Below are 19,880 nucleotides of genomic sequence, written 5' to 3'. Positions count from 1 at the left end.
CCCTGTTCTGTTTTCCGCCGGACAGGCAATCTGCATCCAGCCTATCTGTCCGTTGTTTCCTTTTCCGTGTCGCTGCCGTTTCCCTTCACATAATCCAGCTTCCGCTCCAGCGGCTGCTCCAGGGAAATACTGTCCCGAAACTTTAAGGCGCTGGAACCGTCCACCGAGATCTGTACCTTGCTGATGTTGGGAAGCTCCGTCAGAGAATCGACAATGGCATAGACCGGAATATAATCGCTCACATTCAATGCCTCCTTCATAAAGGCCGAATCCAGATTCACATAGCAGATTCCCTTCCGCACAGCCACCTGCAAAACCTTCAAGGATGAGGGCAGTACCGGCGATACGCCGCTGTCTTCTCCCGGTCCCTTGATCAGCTGATCCACCACCAGGGATTCCGTGGAAATGCTGGTGCTGCAGACCACGCTTTTTGTGGTCTTCACAAGCGCCGTTCCCTCCTCATTGGCATAATATAAGATCAGCTCCACACGCTGCAGCTCCTCGGTGTCACTGCCGGTATTCTCTACAAACGAGGAGGCCGTCATCAGGTTGATGGCATTGTTCTCCGCATCCATCAGAGGCTGGTCGTTGACATAAAAGCCCACATATTCCACGCCGTCGATCTGCGTCAGAGTTTTTACCACCGCTGCCCGGCATAAAATTTCCTGCGCCGGCTCCATACCGTTGTACCCGGCGTTAAAATAGACAAAGAGCTGTCTGTCTGTCCCCAGCTGCGTCCGCAGCACACGAACCGCCTCCGGAATTGCCGAAGAAAGCTCCATGTTTTTCGGTGTCTCCTGCATTGCGCGAATCAGCTCATCTGCCAGTGCCTCCGGCCTGGTCTGGTCCGCAGTATAAACCTCGGCTCCAAGCTTTGTGCCGGACACATTGGTATAATAAAGAAAATATTCTCCCTCCGACAGATCCTCCTGCGTCGTTTCCTTTTTTCCGCAGGCCGAAAGCATCCCCATCAGGAGCAGGAGGAGCACCAGTCTGATATACCGTTTCATCTTGTTCCCTCCTGTCATGCAATATAGATCAGCGGGATCCGCACCGTAAAGGTCGTCCCCTCATTTTCCTTGCTGTAAAGCTTGATTGCACCGTGGTGGGACTGGACAATGCTTTTGGTGATCGCAAGTCCCAGTCCGGTGCCTCCGGCCTCCCGTGATCTGGCCTTGTCTACCCGGTAGAACCGCTCAAAAATATGACTTTGGTCATCCTCCGGAATTCCGATCCCGTTGTCCGATACCTTCACATAAAAGAATTTATGATCGGCATTGAGGCTCACCTTTACCCAGCCATCCCGGCTGTTGTACTTGATGGCATTCTCCACCAGATTCGTGACCGCCAGCGTAAACTTTGTCTTATCCAGCTCCGCCAGAACCGGCCGGAAGCTCTCTAAAACCAGCTCCACATTTTTCTGCTCCGCAATGGGACGCAGGCGCTTTAATGTGCTTTCCAGCAGGTCATTGACATTGATCTGGGTCACGTTTAACTCGGCCTCGGATTTATCCAGCTTCACCAGGGTTAACAGATCCTCAATGATCTGGCTCTCCCGGTCGATTTCCTCTGAAATGTCCGACATGAACTCCCGGTATAATTCCACCGGAACATCCTCCTGTCCGATCAGGGAATCAGCCAGAACGCGAATCGATGTGATCGGTGTTTTCAGTTCATGAGAAACATTGGAAACGAACTGCTGTCTGGATTCATCCAACTGGCGCAGTCTGCTTAATGTCTTATTATAGGCATCCGAAACAGCTTCTGTCTCTACATAGTCCCGTACCTGAATTTCCTCATCTAAGGAGCTTTCCGTCGCCTGATTTAAGGATGCCGTCAGCTTTTTAAACGGCCGCACCATCCAGGACGAAACTGCGGCCGATAAAATCACCACAATAACGAACTCCGCAATCTCCAGCAGCCGGATCCGCTCCTCCAGCTTTTTGGACAGATCATCCAGCGATCTGGTGGAGGACAGCAGCACCGATACTCCGGTCACTTTCTTTCCGTCCGCTCCATACACCGGCTGAGCAAAGGAAATATAGCGGCTTCCTTTTTTATATTCCACCGCCGAGATCCCGTTAAACCCCTGTAAGACCGACTCGGAAATATTGTACTTTCCCGCATCGATCTCATATGTATCCTTTATGATCTTAAAGCTCCGGTTTACCACCAGTGCCCGTCCGTCCTGAAGATTTGCCATCTGGACCAGCTCCGAATCGATGACCTCGTTCTGGGGATTATCCACATAACCGCTCTTGGACACCTGATTCACTACAATGTTCCACTGGGCCTGCACTCTGGCAATCCTCGACTGAAGCTCATTCGAAGCCGAAGAGATCAGAATGATCCGGTTCACAATGATCAGCGGAACAGTTCCGATAAGCACCAGAATCACAAACCAAAGAAGCCTCAGGCTTTTAAATTTCCGTTTCTTTTCCCGTTTTCCTTTATCCCTTGAAAAAATATCCAACGCCCCATTTCGTATATACATACTGCGGGTCACTGGAATTGGCTTCCACCTTCTCACGCAGCCGTCTCACATGCACATCAACCGTCCGAACATCGCCGGGATACTCATAACCCCAGACAATGCTTAAAAGCTTTTCCCGGCTGTAGACCTTTCCCGGATTGGTCAGCAGAAGCTCCAGAAGATCGAACTCCTTGGCGGTCAGATTCACTTCCCGGTCACCGATAAAGACTCTTCGGCTCTCCCGATCCATGGTCAGATCCTTGACCTTCAGAATATTGCGGTTTTCCTTTTCCCGGCTCTTTTTGGTATTCCGCCGGATAATGGCCTTGATCCGCGCCTTGACCTCCAGAATATTAAAGGGCTTCGTGATATAATCATCCGCGCCCATATCCAGACCCAGGATTTTATCCATATCGTCACCCTTGGCCGTCAGCATGATGATCGGCATATCGGAAAATTCACGGATCTGCTGGCAGACCTCAAATCCGTCATAGACCGGAAGCATCACATCAAGAAGCACTACATCGTACTCCTTCTGCTTTGCCAGCTCGACAGCCTCTCCTCCGTCATAGGCGCAGTCCACTTCCATGCCGTCCTGCTCCAGACTGAACCGCAGTCCTTTTACGATCAGCTTTTCATCATCAACCACCAAAATCTTATTCGCCATGTCTGCTCTCCCCTGCCCCGTTCCGGGCTTTCTCATTTGATCACAATCTGATCCTTCAGTTTTTCATACGCAGCCTGTTTGATCCCGGAAACATTCATGATCTCCTCCGGGCTCTGAAACGGCCCATGGCTTTCCCGATAAGCAAGAATTGCCGCCGCCCGGGCTTCGCCGATCCCGGGCAGGGTCATAAGCGCGGCCTGATCTGCATGGTTTAAATCCACTCTGGTATCCGCCTCGCCGGATACACCTGCGCTTCCCGCCTGTCCAAATCCATCTTCACCGTACTGTCCGCCATCCGGGATCTCCGAACGATACGGAACCACCAGCTTTTCTCCATCTGTCAGAACTCCTGCCAGATTCAGGTAATCCGCCGCCGCCTCTCCGGTCATTCCACCGGCCAGCTGTACCGCGTCCTCCGCCCGGCTTCCCGCCGAAAGCCGGTAAACTCCGGGATTTGCCACCGCACCACAGACATGAACAACAATCTGCGCTTCTGTCTGTGACGCAGCTTCGCTTTCTCCGCTCGTTTCTCCCGTCTCTGTCTTTTGTTCTTCCTGTCTGGCTGTCTCCTTCCCGGTCTCCAGCCGCACCTGTTCGCCGCAGGCCATCAGGCTCAGTCCGAGTGCCAGGCTCATCACGGTTATGATCACGTTGTTTCTGATTTTTTTCATAAGCTCCTCCTTCCGGCGGAGCCCACTCTCATATGCTCCTATTCTATCAGAAACCAGATTTTATGACAAGTGCCAGTCCGGGGCTTCCGTCCCTTTTCTTTCAGCGGAAATTGCATTCTGTAACAGAACACCGCTACCATTTACAAATCAGGATCCCTGCCACCGAAACAGCCAGTCCCAGAAGCCGCCTCCAGGAAAAGGGCTCTTTTTCCATGCCGAACAGGCCAAACAGCTCGATGACATAGGCCACCGCCACCTGAGCCACAACGATCAGCATGGCAGCTCTCGCCGGTCCCAGTCCCTCCATGGCGCGAATGACCGTAAAGGTAATAAATGCCCCCATCACACCGCCCAGCAGCATATACTTCGGCTCTGCCTGCCAGAACGCCAGGATCGGCTCCCTTCCGGTAAAAAACCAGGCCGCAATACAGGTTAAAAACGCCGTCAGCTGTACAAAGCCGGCCGCCACCCACACACTGCTTGCCTTTGTTACTGCCGTATTAAACACTCCCTGAATACTCATCAGTGCACCGGAAATCAGCGCCAGAATAATTCCAAGCATAAAAAATCCTCCGTTTTTACGGATAGTATACCCGAAAAACGGAGGTAGTATGCCAAAGGCTGTATTTATCTGTGCTGTGCCAGATCCAGGAACACCGGAAGTCCGTCTTTCATCTTAACCGGAGCTGTTCCCTGGATCAGTGGAAGGGCATATTTGATATATCCTTCTCCGATATTGGTTCCATTGTCAGTGATCCACTCTGCCGGGAAATTCTTTTCCTTATTGCACACTTCGTTGACGTCAGTGAGCTGATAGGTGATCTTATAGTCCTCACCGGGCTCACGAATAAACGCTACCATCATACCGCTCTTTCCCTTCAAAGCGGCCTCAGCGGCAATTGATCCGGCCATTGCCGCTTCTTCAATATCCGTAGCGGAAGCCAGCGTCGCACCAGCTCGCTGTGCAATTCCCAGTTCCAGTGCTCGGGTTCTTACACCAAGCTTCTCACCAATAACCTCAGAAAGGTATCTGCCGCTTCCAACCAGTGTTTTATGACCGAAGCTGTCAACCTTATCCGATGCGCCGGCATACTCACAAATAAAGGTTCCGTTTTTATCCGCAATACCCTCAGAAACGCATACGATCACATTGTTCGTCTTTCCCAGGCACTTCTTTACATCCTCCAGACATTTGTCCAGATCAAAAGCCACCTCCGGCAGATAGATCAACTGGGGGGCATCTCCTTCAAACTTCCTTGCCAGCACCGAGGAGGCAGCCAGCCAGCCGGCGTGGCGTCCCATAACCTCAACTACCGTTACACAGGGCGCAGCATAAACACCGGCATCCATAGCCGACTGTCGGATCACGGTTGCAACGTATTTTGCCGCACTGCCGTATCCGGGCGTATGATCCGTTACAATCAGGTCGTTATCAATGGTCTTGGGAACTCCCATGAAGATCATATCGCTTCCAACCTTCTCTCCGTAGCGGGACAGCTTGGAAACTGTATCCATCGAATCATTTCCTCCGATGTAGAAGAAGTATCCGATATTCATTTCCTCAAATTTCTTTAACAGCGTTGGATAAACCTCATCATTTAAATCCTCCGGCAGCTTAAATCGGCAGGACTTCAAATATGACGCAGGCGTTGTCTTGAGGATCTCCATCTCCTCCTTTGTCAGATCCGATAGAACGGTCGTTTTTCCGGCAAGAAAGCCTTCAATTCCATTGACCATACCATAAATCTTATCGATTTTCTCAGATCCCAGAAATCCCGTAACGACACCGTAAAGACTGGAATTGATCGCGGATGTGGGACCGCCGGACTGACCGACAATAACATTTTTCTTATTCATATGCATATCTCCTTTATCTACCCTTTATTTTTTATCATGGTTCACGCCATACTTCAAGATATATTTCATTTTTTTATACCATAAATCCCCTGATACCGGAGCTGATATCAGGGGGCTGTTCCTTTTATACGCCTTTATCTCTGTTCTGAACGGCAATCTTCATATTCTGATAATACCGTTCCATAACCGACTGGATCTTATCCTCTATCATAACTTCCGGTGAAGCCTCCAGCTTTCCTTTTCTGATCTTCTCATACTGCACCGGCAGATACTGGCTGATCAGATACAACGGAATCGGTTTTTTCCCCAGATTTTCGAGAAGCTGCCTTTTCGCTTCCAGAACCTCCGGGCGGGCGAAATAGTATCTTGCCCGGTCCGAATAGCTGTACCGACGCTTCAGCTTCAGTTCTCCTTCATTTCCATGGTAATAATGTTCCCAGTCAGCTGGATTCTGAACCATCGACTGCTCCAAAACCTCCATAAAATGGGAGGGAACAAGGCCCCAGGCCGGAGCCAGTTCCCGTTCTATGATAGAAAGTGAAAAAAGGGCTTCTCTGTGAGCAAAGGTAAGCTCGGGACCCACCTTTAAAATTCCCACTCCGTCGTTTACCATCTGCTGCAGACACTCGGGCGTCTGGTAATCGGAGGAATGACTTTCAAACACAAAAGGAGGGCGTGTTTTTAAAAGGTTGGCAAGCGGCCGGGCGGCCTCATCTTTAAAGTCATACACATGATCCTCCGAAAACTCCAGCCCGATCTGTGCCACAATGGCAAGAGTGTCCTCCCAGACCTGCGGAAGGCCGTGATCCAGAAAAGCATTCTGAAAGCAGGACAGAGTCTGATTCAGTGCCTCTGGCGTGGTGACCTGCATACTTTCCAGTTCCTCGGTTCCTCCCGGAACGGGAACTTCACTGCCGATCACATAAACCGGACGATAATTCCAGATTGTATCATTTTTTGTCTGTTCATAGGTCTCTTCCGAAATCTTTGCCAGTCTTGCTGCGCGTTCTGCGATCTGTCTGTCGCCGAACTGCCTCGGATCCTCTCCCAGAAGCGGCATCGTCGGATCCAGATGGATCTTTCGAAAACCGGCTGCCACATACTGGCGAACCAGCTCCTCCGACCGTGCCATTGCTTCCTGCTCTGGAAGATTTCTCCACACAAACGGTCCCAAATGGTCTCCGCTGAGGATCAGTTTTTCCCTCGGAAAGCCGATCTCATCCGCAAACCCGCAGACCATGGAAACGTAATCCTTCGGCTTCATTCCGGTATATCCGCCAAATTGGTTGACCTGATTTACCGTCGCCTCACAGATAAAATAGCTATTTTCCTTCTGCGCATATTTCATACAAGCCTTCAGAACAACGGGATCGGAGCCCGTTACCGAAAAACAGGCTGTTTTTGTCAGTTCTTTTAAGGGATTCTTCATTTACAACTCTCCCTTCTCGATCATAGCCTCAATGGTTTCCCGGGAAATCTTTCCTTCCATAGGCCCGAATGCAGCCGTATTCAGTGCTCCTGCCGCAGCCGCCATCTTCATGGTCTCTTCGATGGATTTTCCTTCCAGAAGTCCGCATAAAAAAGCTCCATCATAGCTGTCTCCGGCTCCGGTTGCGTCCACCGGATCCACCCGGTAGATACCCATGTCATAAGAAGCATCCTTTGTATATACGGTACATCCTCGCGATCCCTTCTTTAACGCCAAGATCTCCAGCGCCGGATTCTGAAATGCTTTTTTCACAGCTTCTTCAATGCTTTTTTCTTCTGTGATCAGAAGAAGTTCCTCTTCTCCTGGCAAAAATACGTTGGCATTCGCTGCCACTCTCTGTACCGTTTTAAATACCTCAGGATCATGAAGAAGCTCCTTACGGATATTGGGATCAAACGAAATCTTTCCGCCTTTCTTCATAACTCCGTCCATCACCTTCAGGATTTCTCCCGCAAACTGTTTTTCTGCCATCAGCGAGCATCCCATAATGTGAAAATATTTTACATCTCCAAGTTCTTCAATCTCAGGAGCCTTACACTGTACTGCCGCCGAGTTTCCCATATGGAAAATGTATTTTCTTGACCCGTCCTCAAAATAAGTCACAAACGCAGTCCCTGTGGACAACGTCTCACTTTCGTTTACAAACCGGCAGTCTACGCCATCCGCCTTCAGACGTTTCATAAGACAGGTTCCGAACCCATCCTTTCCGATCCCGCCGATTATACCGGCGCTGTGTCCAAGACGTGCCACCGTATCAATACAGATTGCCGGTGCTCCGCTTGGGTATGGACCACGGAAGGTTCCCGTTACATCCATATCAGTCCCAGACTCCGGACGCATGATCTCCACCAGCATTTCTCCCATGATCCATACTTCAGCCATACTGACCTCCTTACAGGAACTTCTTCCTCAAGAACTGAACTGCATCCTTCAGATACAGATCCATCTGTTTTTCATCGGCTCCATTGCTCAGATCTCTCCAAACCTTCACATCTGCACCGACCGAACCTCCCGTCAGCAGGAACGGCTCCATAACAACGGCACCATCATAATGGATATCCTTCAGCGCCTGCCCGATTCTGTCCCAGGGAATATCCCTTCCCATTCCGGGAAGCTTCCGGTTGGCTTCTCCTACATGAACATGGCCAAGCTTATCTCCCGCCTGATAGAAAGATGCCACAATATCATCCTCCTCGATATTGGCATGGAAGGTATCTATGAGCAGCTTGACGCTGTCGCTTCCCACATCCTCCAGATACTGAAGTCCTTCCGTACAGTCGTTGATCAGATAGGATTCAAAGCGATTCAGGATCTCCATACAGAGGGTAACTCCTTCGTCCTCAGCCACCTTGGCGATCTCCTTCATGCTTTCCACCGATCTTCCCCAGTTTCCGGGCTTATCCGTATCAGTAAAATCGCAGGGCCAGTAGGAATACATAGCCCCGATAAAGGTTTTTGCATCCAGGTACTTCATTCTGTGGATAATATTGCAGAGATAATCAATTCCGGCTCTCCGGATCTCCGGTACTCTGGATGCAATATCCTTATCCTTCGGCGGCCCAATGTTCAGGGTCAGTTCCATATCGTATTCCTTGGCTGCCGCCCGAATCTCTTCCAGCTCCCCAAGCTCCATTTCCAGTACATGGCCGGCTCCCATTTCCAGCACATCACAGCCCGCTTCCTTCATTTTCTTCAGCGTTTTCAGATAATCACATTTCCACTCAGTTCCCCAATAGGAATATAAACTTCCGAATTTCATCCTGCCGCCTCCTTTTCTTTTTCTTTACTCCAGATTTGCATGTCGCGAGAATGCACGGTCTGTAGGAATTCCAGCCTTCTCTCCCAGCGGGATCACCATGGCATCCCCCAGTACCAGCATACTCTGCTCAAACATACTTCCTCCCGGAAGGATCGGACGCTCCATATCCTGATACTCTACCTTATCGGTATACGCAGGGATCTCAACCAAAACATCGCTCATCTTTCCAAGGGTAGAATCCTTTTTGATCGTCATAACTGCAACGGTTCCGCCAATCTTCTTAGCCTTCTCCACTACATTTACCAGACCCTTTGTTTCGCCGGATCCAGAACCGGCGATCAGAAGATCCTCCTTTTCAAAGGCCGGTGTTGTGGTGTCCCCTACCACATAACTCTCGAACCCAAGATGCATAAGACGCATTGCCAGGCAGCGGAGCATCAGAAGAGATCTTCCTGCACCTGCTACATAAATCTTTTTTGCCTTACAGATGGCTTCCATCAGTACATCCACCTGTGCTTCATCGATTTTCTTTAATGTATTGGAAAGCTCCACTGCTGCCGCAGCTGCTGTTTCTGTCACCTTCATAAAATCCTCCTGTCGATTACTGATTGTTGTACTTGTCAAGGATCTCTCTCATCTGCTTTGCAACCTCTCCCATGTTTGGCTGATTGTAGATTCCGCCACCACTGATGATCACATCTGCCGGGCTCTGTACAGCGGCCTCAAAGGTTGACAACTTAATACCTCCGGCGATTGCCTTATGGCACTTTACCTGATCCAGCTTTCTCAGTTCTTCAATGGGATCTACGCCGGTTGCCTGGATATCATATCCCACATGGACACATACATAATCCGGTCCCATTGCCTCTACCTCTTTTCCTCTGGTTGGAATATCCTTTACAGAACACATATCCACCAGAACCTTTCCTTTATATTCCTTTGCCAGATCGATGGTTGCTTTGATCGTATGGTCATCTGCCGCTGCCAGAACCGATACCATGTCTGCACCTGCCTCGAAGCATACCTTGGGAACGATTCCTCCGCCATCCATAACCTTGATATCTGCGAAAACGATCTTATCGGGGTATTTTTCCTTTACAGTCTTTACCACTCTGGCACCCTCCGCGATCATAAGCGGTGTTCCCAGCTCGATGATATCCACATACTGTCCTACCTGATCCAGAACCTTCAGAGCCTCCTCTGTACTGAATAAATCTAATGCTACCTGTAATAATTTCATAATCCTTCTCCTTTCCGTGATTCCTTATTTCACAAGCTTATCGTGGTATACCAGCATGGACATAATCTCATCCACAAATCCATCTGGCTTTCCAAGGAATTCAAATGCCTCGGGATTCTTTTTATAGCTTTCGTAAACCGGCAGACCAAACTGGATTCCCAGATGAGGGTTCTCCTTCACCGTTGCGAACTTCGCCTTTGGAACATCCACATATCTGTCGTTTGCTTTCAGTTTTACTTCGCCGTTCTCCACCATCACATAAAAGCTCATTCCATGAAACTGTTTCACCGGACCGTAATGAACCGGACAAGGTACATAAGCCAAATTGGAGAATACCAGCGGGCCATCCCCGATATTCACGGAGCAGTGTCCATAGTTCGGAGGAATTAAAATGGTTTCACCTTCATGAACCGTCGCGAAGATCAGATCATCGACACGGACATCCGCAGGGTCCTCTGCGTCAAAGTTATCCGATTTCTGAAGAATATAAAGTGCGGTTCCTTTGATAACCTCATATACCTCTGCATAGGTGTTTGTTTTCTCCGGATTCCATCCGTGATAATGGCCGGAGGTTTTCTTGCATTCGCCATTTACCTGTCCCGGCATAATGATCGTAATATCATACCGATAATCGTTTTTCTTTAATAATTCTTCGTCCTCTGGATAAGCAATACCACGGTATACATCGTAAAACAGCTCATCCAGGGGCAGATCATGTTCATCTGCCAGAAGGCCCTGCATCTTTTCCACTGTTTTTCTTCCAAATCCATCATATTTCAGTAAAGCACTTAATGCCATTACATGATTTTTCTCGTCAATATAAAGCGGAAGTCCGCTGTTTTTCAGTTCTAACATAATCCTTCTCCTTTTGCCGTATCCAGAAATTTTCAAGAAGCTGGAGCCCGTGCCCAACGCACGGGCTCCCTGTTTTCATAATTTACTTCTTGTAGAATTCAGAAACGTTATCCTTTGTTACAAGAGTGAACGGAATCCAGGTTTCTCTTTCAACCTTCTTACCCTGAGCCAGTGCGATTGCCTTATTAACAGCCTCAGCACCCTGAGTTGTACCATCCTGGCGAACAGTTCCGTCTAACTCACCATCAGCTACCATAGCCAGAGCCGCTTCTGTTGCATCAACACCGATTACAACAATATCTTCACGTCCTGCCTCAATGCATGCCAGTCTTGCTGCAACTGCCATATCATCGTTATCACAAAGGATTGCATTAAGATCATCACCGTATAAGCTAATCCAGTCCTGAGCAAACTTGGAAGCTTTGTCTCCCTGCCACTCTGCGGACTGCTCATCTAACATTTCCCATCCAGATTCCTTATCCATAATATTGTGAATACCTTCGGTTCTCTGGATTGCTGCAGTGTTACCAATAAGTCCCTGAATATGAGCATACTTACCGGTGCTTCCCAGCTTGTCGAGCACGAACTGAGCAAGGATCTCACCTGCTTCTACGTCGTTGGAAGCGGAAATTCCTTCACAATCATCTGCATTGCTGGTCAGAGAGTTTACAAGTACTACAGGGATTCCTGCTTCATGAAGGATATCCACAACCGGTGCGCTGCCGTCCAGCTCTGCGGGCTGCATGATCACGGCATCAACGCCGAGGTTTACAAGATCGTTTGCCTGGGAAACCTGAGTAGAAGGATCAGTCTGTCCGTCAAGAAGATAGTACTCTTCTACGATGCCATCTGCCTTTGCCTGCTCCAGAACTGCTTCTCCGCCGCCGTTGATAACCAGCTCAAAGGCGTTGCTCTGGTTCTTCTGAAGCCAGCCGATCTTTACGGGCTTGTCGCTTCCGCCTTCGTCTGCCTTGCTTGTGTCGTCAGCCTTCTCCGTGTCTGTCGCCGTAGCTGCCTTGCTTGTCTCAGGAGCCTTTGTCTCCTCCTTCTTACTTCCGCATGCTGCCATACCGAGAGTCATTGCCACCGCCATAAAAATTGCTACTGCTTTTTTCATTCTTTGTCCTCCTATACATTTTGTTGTTTTTATTTTCTTAAACCGCTGTGCGGATTAAGTCCACGTTTGCTTTATACCAAAGTGTTTAATTTCTCTTCTTATTGATGAACATATCGAGCATAACTGCACCGATTACCAGAAGGCCCTTGGTCACGGTCTGCCAGTAGGAACTAATCCGCAGAAGGTTCATTCCGTTATAGATAACACCAATGATGGCAATACCAATCATGGTTCCGGGAATAGTTGCCACACCACCGGCAAATGAAGTTCCGCCGATTACACAGGCTGCAATCGCGTCTGTTTCATAACCGACACCAATATTCGGCTGTGCTGCATTGATTCGGCTGGTCAGGATCACGCCGCCGATTGCGGTACAGATACCCATCCATACAAAGGAAAGAGTTCTTGTCCAGAATACCTTAACGCCGGAAGCAATCGCTGCATTCATGTTTCCGCCAACTGCATAAATATGACGGCCGAACTTGGTCCAGTGGAGCAGGATATAAGCAACTACAGCCACCACCAAAAGAATCAGAATCGAGTAAGGAAGAAATCCTCCCAACTTACCCAAACCAATCTGGCGAAATGCCTTGTTGGCCAGCGTCTTTGTCTCACCGTCGCAGATGATGTAGCCGATTCCTCTGATTACCAGCTGGGTGGACAGTGTTACAACAAAAGGAAACATGTTGAACTTTGCGATCAGTGCACCGTTGATGAAACCGAAGGCCGCACAGATTACTACCGAAAGAATAATCGCAAGCCAGATGCTGTCGGAAAATTCAAAGGATTTTCCGATGATAACACTGGTCAGTGCCAGCATGGAGCCGATGGAAAGGTCAATGCCGCCGGCTGTGATTACGAATACCATACCAAGTGCAAGAACACCGTTAACCGATACCTGCTGTAAGATACTGACCACATTTCCCCACGTTCGGAAGGTTGGGGATGCCACACACATAAACGCGATCATAATCAGCAGAACAATAAAGATTCCATATTTCTTCATGAACACACTTCGGTTCATTCCAAAAATCATTTTCTGTTTTTTTGCTGCTTTCTCCATATCCGGAAGCCCTCCTTATTTCTCTCCAAATTCCTTTGCCAGAACAACCTCTTGGGTTGCCGCACCATTCAGGATCTCTTCCCGGCTGATTTCACCGTTAATCTTTCCTTCGTGATAAACTAAAAGCCTGTCACTCATTCCCATAACCTCCGGAAGCTCCGAGGAGATCATAATGATAGCCATTCCCTGTGCAGCAAACTTGCACATCAGCGTATGAATCTCCGATTTTGCACCGACATCAACACCTCTGGTTGGCTCATCCAGGATCAGAACTTTCGGATTGGCCATAATCCACTTGGACAGAACCACCTTCTGCTGATTGCCTCCAGAAAGGGAATATGCCTCATCCTCAATGCTTGCTGCTTTTACTGTCAACTGTTTGGAGACTTCCTCCACCTCCTGTTTTTCCCTTCTCTGATTCAACAGGAAGCCCTTCTGCTTTTTCGGCAAATTCGGAAGAGAAATGTTTTCTCTGATGGATCGATTCAGACAAAGACCATAATTCTTCCGATCCTCATTGACCATGGCGATTCCAAGTTTTACCGCTTCATATGGATCCTTAATATGGATTTCCTTTCCCTCCAGCCACATTCTTCCACTTTCCAGAGGATCCAGTCCAAAAATCGCTCTCATTGTTTCGCTTCGTCCTGATCCTACCAGACCTGAAAGTCCAAGAATTTCTCCCGCATGAACCTCAAAACTGATATCCGAAAAACCTTTTCCTGTAAGACCTTCTACTTTAAAAAGTACATCGCCGATCTTACAATCCACTTTCGGGAAAATACTGTCAACCTTTCTTCCCACCATCATGGAGATCAGTTCTTCTCTTGTTACGCCTTCCATGCTTCGACTTCCCACATATGTTCCGTCCCGGAATACAGAAACCGCATCGCAGATCTCGAAAATTTCTTCCATTCGATGAGATATATAGATGATTGCAACGCCCTTTTTCTTCAGATCTCGGATGGTTCGGAACAAATGCTCGGTTTCCTCACTGTCCAGGGAAGAAGTTGGCTCATCCATGATGATAACTCTTGCGTTACAGGACACAGCTCGGATAATTTCTACCATCTGAGCCTGTGCCAGAGTCAGATCCTCCATCAGGGTTGTAGGCGCCTCGCGAAAATCAAATTCTTTCAGGATTTCTTCCGTTTTCTGATTGGTCAGCTTCTTATTCAGAAACGGGCCTCTTGTATCCTCTCTGTTTAAGAAAATACTTTCTGCGATTGACAGATGAGGCTCCGGATTCAATTCCTGATGGATCATGGAAATTCCTTTGTTAATCGCATCCGCCGGTCCTCTTGCGGAATACGGCTTTCCATCAAAGGTGATGGAACCTTCATCCGGCTTATAAAGACCGATAATACATTTCATCAGTGTCGACTTTCCGGCTCCATTTTCGCCCAGCAGCGCATGAACCTCTCCAGCCTTCAGATGAAGTTCGACATTCTTCAGTGCCTGCGTACCGCCGAATGCCTTGGAAATACCCTTACATTCCAGAATGTAATGTTCTCCCGCCATTTTTTCACCTCTCCCACTTTCTCTTATTGCCTTGCTGCACCCTTCCTACTCCACATTTCTGTGTCTTGCTTCCAGATCGTCATAAGTAAGGCCAAGATCCTCCACCAGAAGCATAATGATCACATCACACAACATATATAAATGCTGTTCGTACTGATTTCCCATCATCTGAACAGTAGGAATCACATCGGTTCTTCCGGCCAGATATGCTGTTGCCCGCACGAACACAGAAATATCGGCATACTCTTTAATATGCTTTCCGTCCGGATTTCCGTTAAAGGTAAGGATTCTTCCTCCAGCTGCTTTCACTTTCTGAAGATAATAGGTAAACGATCCGACTTCTCCGAAGCCCTCAGAGGTAATGTATAAATCTCCCGGCCGGATCCCGACCGTTGTATCATCAAACACCCAGTGAACATTTTTTCCGAGATGTGCCAGTCTCATGGCAAATCCTCGAAGGGAAATTCCTTCCCGCCCGGCTGCAAAAACGAAAATGTTTTTTGCCTTTTCGATTGCTTCCATGGCCGCCCGAAGTTCGTTCATATCCAACAGTTCAAACACTCTTCTGTGTTCTTCTGCAATCGCCTCTGTCAGCTCCTTATACCGTTTTTCCAGTTCCATCCTTCTCCTCCTGTTTTCTAATTCCGTGCCCCCACACTTTTCTGATACTCCGCGACCACCTGGCGCACTGCCGCCTTCGCCAGCGCCTTCGCTTCTCTGGGCAGTGTGCCATCCCGTACCATGCGGTACTGCTCCGGCATATACTGGTGGAGCATAGAATCGGACGGTGTCTTAGTATCCAGATTTCGGAACAGATGCTCCATTGCCTGTTCGACCCGTTCATCTCCAATATAATATCTGCACCGATCGGAATAGCTGTACTTTCTCGCCAGATGCTTTTCTTCCTCGGTTCCGTTATAATGTTTTTTCCAGTTTCCGGGCTGCTCCAGCATAACCTGCTCCAGGATCATCGAAAAATGAGAACACCGATACTCCGGATACAGCTCCTTTTCCATTGCCTCAAGCTGGAATAATCCCTCCCTAAGCGCAAAGGTCAAGGCCGGTCCAACCTTCAGAATAGCAATTCCATCTTCCGTCATTTCCCGAAGAGATGTTTCTTTCTGATAATCAGTCGAATGACCTTCAAAGATGAATCCAGGATGGTTCTGAAGAGCTTTTGTCAGCTTTTCGGCTTTTCCCCGATCATACTCACAGACGCTACTGTCTCCAAACTCCACACCAGGCTGAACCACCACTGCAATAATATGTTCAAACGCATCTGTAAAACCGGCCTTATCAAATACCCGCTTATAAACCTCTACGGTTTCCTCAAAAGCTTCCGGTTTCGTTACCTGCACCGATTCCTCTGCTTCCTGGCTTCCGCCCGGAATCGGCACCTCACTTCCGATAATGAACACTGGCAGCTCTGCTTTCGGATCCTGCCGCTTCCGTTCCTCAAAACCATCCATAGCTGCCCTGTATAACCGGACACCCCGTTTTGCAATAGTCTCCGTAGAGAGCGGCTTGGACGAATCATCGTCTCCCAGTCTCATGCTTGTATCCAGATGAATTTTCTGAAAACCGGCCTGAACAAATTCCCGAACAAGCTGTTCTGCCTTTTCCATAGCCGTTTCCTCTGGTTCGCTGCTCCATACAAGCGGTCCCAGATGGTCACCCCCCAGAAGCAGCTTTCCCTTCGGAAGGTTACTCCGCTCCGCGATCCGCTCGGCATATTTTACAAAGTCAGCTGCATTCATTCCGGTATAGCCGCCGAACTGATTAACCTGATTGGCCGTTGCCTCCACCAGTACATATCCATCCTTTCCGGCTTCCTCCATACACGCTTCCAATACCAATTCATTGGAAGTACAGTAGGAAGCAATCCCTCTTTGTCTTTTCAGGACCTCTTTGATCGGATTCATAGCTCCACCTCTTCCTCTCTGCTTCAGACGCCTTCCTTCACTGCCTGCATTGCCAGTGCACATGCACCGTACATTCCTGCCTCCGATCCGAGACTTGTCCGGATCACTGGACAGTAAGACCGTTCCGAAAGAACCATCTCTCTGCATTTCTGGTTTAACGGTTCGATCAGAAGATCTCCCGCATTGGAAACACCTCCTCCGATCAACACGACCTCCGGATTAAACAACATCATCAGCGTTGATATTCCCGCCGCCAGATAAGAAATAAACCGATTCAGGATTTCCCTGCAGGTTGCATCTCCTTCCTTCACGCCTCTCGTTACCATACTGTTGTCATAAACTCCCTCATTCTCTTTTACATACTGATGAAGGATCGTCTTCCTCCGGTTCTTCATCATCTCCAGGGCATCTCTCATCATTGCTGTTCCGGAACAGTAGGCCTCCAGATGTCCCCTTCTTCCGCAGAGGCAGATATCTCCACCCTCGGTCTGGACCATCATATGTCCGAACTCTCCGGCCATGTTTGCCGCCCCGCCAAAGATCTTTCCGTTGATAATAATTCCGCCTCCGACTCCGGTTCCAAGCGTCAGAAGCAGCAGATTTTCTTTTCCGCTTTCTCCGAAGGCATATTCGCCGAGCGCATTGATATTCGCGTCATTTTCTATGAAATACGGTGCCCGGTAATATTCTCCCAGCTTTTTGGCCGGATTAAATCCATCCCAGCGGAGTTTTGCCAGATAGACGGTTTCACCGGCCTTACGGTCTACCGTTCCCGGCAGTCCCATGGCCAGTGCTTGAATTTTCGGCTCTCGGATCCCATTTTTTTCAAACATCCGGTCAAGGGTTTCGATCATATCATCGCTGACTGCTTCATATCCGCGTTCCGCCTTTGTCGGAATTTGTGTTTTCGCAACCACCTGTTTTTCTTCGTCCATGATCATCAGTTTCACATTGGTCCCTCCAACGTCAATTCCGATGAAATATCCCTCCATCAGCGGATTCTCCTTTCTCTCCGTTTCTTCTACTGTTTATATCTTGAGAGCAGGAACTCCGTCCTGTCTCCCTTGTCCTTCATTGTTTCCTTATCCTTCAGTAAATACAGCAGCGCATCGACTACCAGAAGTTCCATCACATGGGAAGCTCCTCCCAAATCCTGGAATGGATGATCTCGTGATTCTGTACAAAGGACATAGCCTGCTTCTCGTGCGGCATCTGATTGTCTGGTATCTGTAATCAGGATTGTCTCCATTCCAATCTCCCGTGCCAGTCTCAACGCCTGTATCACATGAATCGTTTCCCCAGAATGGCTGATTGCCACCATGACATCACGTTTTCCGGAAAGACCGACACTTCGGATTGCGTATTCCGGCACATCAGACACAAAACTCTTGATTCCCAGTCTTGTAAGTCGATGTGCAAAATCTGCGGCAATCTCTCCAGTATTCCCCCATGCAATCAGATATACGGTTTCTGCTTCCGCAAGAAGATTCACACATCGTTTCACAATGTCCTGATCCATCTTTTCCGCAGCTTCCCGAATGTCCCTGGAAACCTTATCAAAAAATTCTTTCAGGCTCCCCTGCTCGCTCTGTACATCCTTCTTCTGTTTTCCCAAAAGTTCCGAAGCCAAGCTGATCTTCATCTGGTAAAATCCGCTGTAGCCCACATGACGGCACATCCGAATTACGGTTGCATCGCTGGTCTCACTTCGTTTTGCCAGCTCCGCAATATTCAATTCAACAACCTCCTCCGGATGCTTCAGGATATAATCAGCAACCTTCTTCTCTGCCTGAAACATTTCACTGTAACAGCTTCTGATTGTATCCAGTGTCAAGTTTTCCTCCTTCCAAGAAGCTAAACTTCACGAAGTTTTTCTTCATTCATGAAGTCTCACTTCTTCAGCTTCACGTATTATTTTGTTTTTTTATTACTTTTTTGTGAGTTTTTATGTTTTTTGTCTTTTTTTGATGGTTTCATTGTACACTTTGCCACGGAGTTTGTCAAGCATTTATGAAGCAAAACTTTATTTTCAGCTTCATATGCGGAGTTTTTCTTTTTACAACCCCCGAGCGTGAAGTAATACTTTTATCACATTCCATTTATCCGCTGCAGCAGGATCTCCGCGGAGTGTTTTGGTTTCATAGGACTCGCTTTCCTACGAAGCAAAAAGACCGTCTGCAGGGAATCTGCCTCATTCCCTGCAAACGGTCTCCACCTCTTTGTTATTTATAATTTCTTTCCGTCTTCTTCCGGTCCTTCTCTTTTACAGCTTTGAATCCGACATCAACATCTCTGTTTTGTCTCCCTTTCCAGACTTTCCGCCTTCCCGTCCGACAAAATACAGAAGCGCATCTACTACGGCCAGCTCCAGCAGATGGGAGTCACCGCCAAAGTCATGGAATGGCTGTTCCTTTACGGAGGTACAAAGCAGATGATCTGCCAGCTTTTCAGCTTCCGACTGCGGCGTATTGGTGATCAGGATCGTCGGAATGCCAAGCTCTTTTGCCAGCTTCATAGCCTGGATCACATGGATTGAGCTTCCCGAATGGCTGATCGCCACAAGCACATCAGCACTGTCTCCAAGTCCCAGACTCCGCATTGCATACTCCGGCATATCCGACATAAAGCTTTTAATCCCGCTTCTCGCAAGACGGTGGGCAAAATCTGCTGCGATCTCTCCCGTATTGCCCCACGCCGACATATACACCGTATTGGCCTTCGTAATCAGCCTTGCACAAGTCAGCAAGCTTTCCGTATCGATGCTCCGCGATACATCTGCAATATTCTTGGACAGCATATTAAAAAAGCTCACCGAATCCTGCGGCCCACGTTCTCCATTTACCTCATCTCTGGCCGAAACCTTTCCCAGATCCGAAGCCAGGCTGATCTTCATCTGGTAAAATCCGCTGTAGCCGATATGACGACACATTCGGATGATCGTAGCATCGCTGGTCCCGCTGGCTTTCGCCAGCTCCGCAATGCTCATATTCACTGCCTGTCCCTGGTTCTCCAGCACATAATCAGCGACCTTTTTCTCTGCCTGAAACATTTCATTATAAAACTGCCTGATTTTATCAATTGCCATAGAGCCTCCCACTGCACATCACACTTAATACTTAAAATTATAATAGTCTTTGTCCTGTTATGCAATCTGATTCTTTCTCACTCATCATTTTTTCTGTTTTTCCCAGTCCGATTATCCCATATTTGTCTAAAAAGTCAAAAACTGCTGAGCTGTCAAGATCT

20 protein-coding genes are annotated in these 19,880 nt (G+C 48.4%); all 20 read right to left on the bottom strand.

All coding sequences use genetic code 11. From position 1 onward, the window contains the following. Positions 1–41: 41 nt before the first annotated feature. On the bottom strand, positions 42–1,010 hold the full coding sequence (locus ACTQ3K_RS05300; protein WP_441566196.1) for a GerMN domain-containing protein: 969 nt from the start codon (positions 1,008–1,010) through the stop codon (positions 42–44). Positions 1,011–1,024: 14 nt separating this feature from the next. Next, positions 1,025–2,494, bottom strand: a complete 1,470-nt coding sequence (locus ACTQ3K_RS05295; protein WP_441566195.1) for an ATP-binding protein — start codon at positions 2,492–2,494, stop codon at positions 1,025–1,027. Beyond that, positions 2,451–3,140: a response regulator gene (locus ACTQ3K_RS05290; protein ID WP_441566194.1), complete on the bottom strand. Its 690-nt coding sequence runs from the start codon at positions 3,138–3,140 to the stop codon at positions 2,451–2,453. Before ACTQ3K_RS05290 ends, ACTQ3K_RS05295 begins: the two co-directional genes overlap by 44 nt. A gap of 32 nt (positions 3,141–3,172) precedes the next feature. After that, positions 3,173–3,811, bottom strand: a complete 639-nt coding sequence (locus ACTQ3K_RS05285; protein ID WP_441566193.1) for a helix-hairpin-helix domain-containing protein — start codon at positions 3,809–3,811, stop codon at positions 3,173–3,175. Between the two features lie 133 nt (positions 3,812–3,944). After that, positions 3,945–4,373: a DMT family transporter gene (locus ACTQ3K_RS05280; RefSeq protein ID WP_283229491.1), complete on the bottom strand. Its 429-nt coding sequence runs from the start codon at positions 4,371–4,373 to the stop codon at positions 3,945–3,947. Positions 4,374–4,438: 65 nt separating this feature from the next. After that, on the bottom strand, positions 4,439–5,668 hold the full coding sequence (locus ACTQ3K_RS05275; protein ID WP_441566192.1) for a 6-phosphofructokinase: 1,230 nt from the start codon (positions 5,666–5,668) through the stop codon (positions 4,439–4,441). 124 nt (positions 5,669–5,792) lie between these two features. After that, positions 5,793–7,097 carry a class II D-tagatose-bisphosphate aldolase non-catalytic subunit gene (locus ACTQ3K_RS05270; protein WP_441566191.1) on the bottom strand — a complete coding sequence of 435 codons (1,305 nt, stop codon included), beginning with the start codon at positions 7,095–7,097 and terminating at the stop codon, positions 5,793–5,795. Beyond that, positions 7,098–8,039 carry a PfkB family carbohydrate kinase gene (locus tag ACTQ3K_RS05265; protein ID WP_283229494.1) on the bottom strand — a complete coding sequence of 314 codons (942 nt, stop codon included), beginning with the start codon at positions 8,037–8,039 and terminating at the stop codon, positions 7,098–7,100. A gap of 10 nt (positions 8,040–8,049) precedes the next feature. Further along, positions 8,050–8,916, bottom strand: coding sequence for a D-psicose 3-epimerase (locus ACTQ3K_RS05260; protein ID WP_441566190.1), 867 nt, complete (start codon positions 8,914–8,916; stop codon positions 8,050–8,052). 24 nt (positions 8,917–8,940) lie between these two features. Beyond that, positions 8,941–9,501 (bottom strand): 6-phospho-3-hexuloisomerase, encoded by a 561-nt coding sequence (gene hxlB / locus ACTQ3K_RS05255; protein WP_441566189.1) that lies wholly within the window; start codon positions 9,499–9,501, stop codon positions 8,941–8,943. 16 nt (positions 9,502–9,517) lie between these two features. Beyond that, complete coding sequence (gene hxlA, locus ACTQ3K_RS05250; protein ID WP_441566188.1) at positions 9,518–10,156, bottom strand: 3-hexulose-6-phosphate synthase; 639 nt, start codon at positions 10,154–10,156, stop codon at positions 9,518–9,520. Positions 10,157–10,180: 24 nt separating this feature from the next. Next, positions 10,181–11,011 carry a glucose-6-phosphate isomerase family protein gene (locus ACTQ3K_RS05245; protein ID WP_441566187.1) on the bottom strand — a complete coding sequence of 277 codons (831 nt, stop codon included), beginning with the start codon at positions 11,009–11,011 and terminating at the stop codon, positions 10,181–10,183. An 82-nt stretch (positions 11,012–11,093) separates the two neighbouring features. Next, entirely contained in the window at positions 11,094–12,128 is a 1,035-nt protein-coding gene (locus ACTQ3K_RS05240; protein ID WP_441566186.1) for a substrate-binding domain-containing protein, read from the bottom strand. Positions 12,129–12,213: 85 nt separating this feature from the next. Then, positions 12,214–13,191, bottom strand: a complete 978-nt coding sequence (locus ACTQ3K_RS05235; RefSeq protein WP_441566185.1) for an ABC transporter permease — start codon at positions 13,189–13,191, stop codon at positions 12,214–12,216. 15 nt (positions 13,192–13,206) lie between these two features. Then, entirely contained in the window at positions 13,207–14,712 is a 1,506-nt protein-coding gene (locus ACTQ3K_RS05230) for a sugar ABC transporter ATP-binding protein (RefSeq protein WP_441566184.1), read from the bottom strand. 45 nt (positions 14,713–14,757) lie between these two features. Further along, positions 14,758–15,333: a 6-phospho-3-hexuloisomerase gene (locus ACTQ3K_RS05225; RefSeq protein ID WP_283229502.1), complete on the bottom strand. Its 576-nt coding sequence runs from the start codon at positions 15,331–15,333 to the stop codon at positions 14,758–14,760. Positions 15,334–15,350: 17 nt separating this feature from the next. Beyond that, a complete protein-coding gene (locus tag ACTQ3K_RS05220; protein ID WP_441566183.1) occupies positions 15,351–16,634 on the bottom strand; it encodes a class II D-tagatose-bisphosphate aldolase non-catalytic subunit in 1,284 nt (427 codons plus the stop codon). 23 nt (positions 16,635–16,657) lie between these two features. Then, entirely contained in the window at positions 16,658–17,626 is a 969-nt protein-coding gene (locus ACTQ3K_RS05215) for an ROK family protein (RefSeq protein ID WP_441566182.1), read from the bottom strand. A 29-nt stretch (positions 17,627–17,655) separates the two neighbouring features. Next, entirely contained in the window at positions 17,656–18,468 is an 813-nt protein-coding gene (locus tag ACTQ3K_RS05210; protein ID WP_441566181.1) for a MurR/RpiR family transcriptional regulator, read from the bottom strand. 429 nt (positions 18,469–18,897) lie between these two features. Further along, positions 18,898–19,719, bottom strand: coding sequence for a MurR/RpiR family transcriptional regulator (locus ACTQ3K_RS05205; RefSeq protein WP_441566180.1), 822 nt, complete (start codon positions 19,717–19,719; stop codon positions 18,898–18,900). Positions 19,720–19,880: the final 161 nt, after the last annotated feature.

This window comes from Candidatus Paralachnospira sp. LCP21S3_A2 (assembly GCF_052118925.1).
GTDB lineage: Bacteria > Bacillota > Clostridia > Lachnospirales > Lachnospiraceae > Lientehia.
The sequence above is the reverse complement of the archived record's forward strand: the minus strand, read 5'-3'. Positions and strand labels throughout refer to the sequence as shown.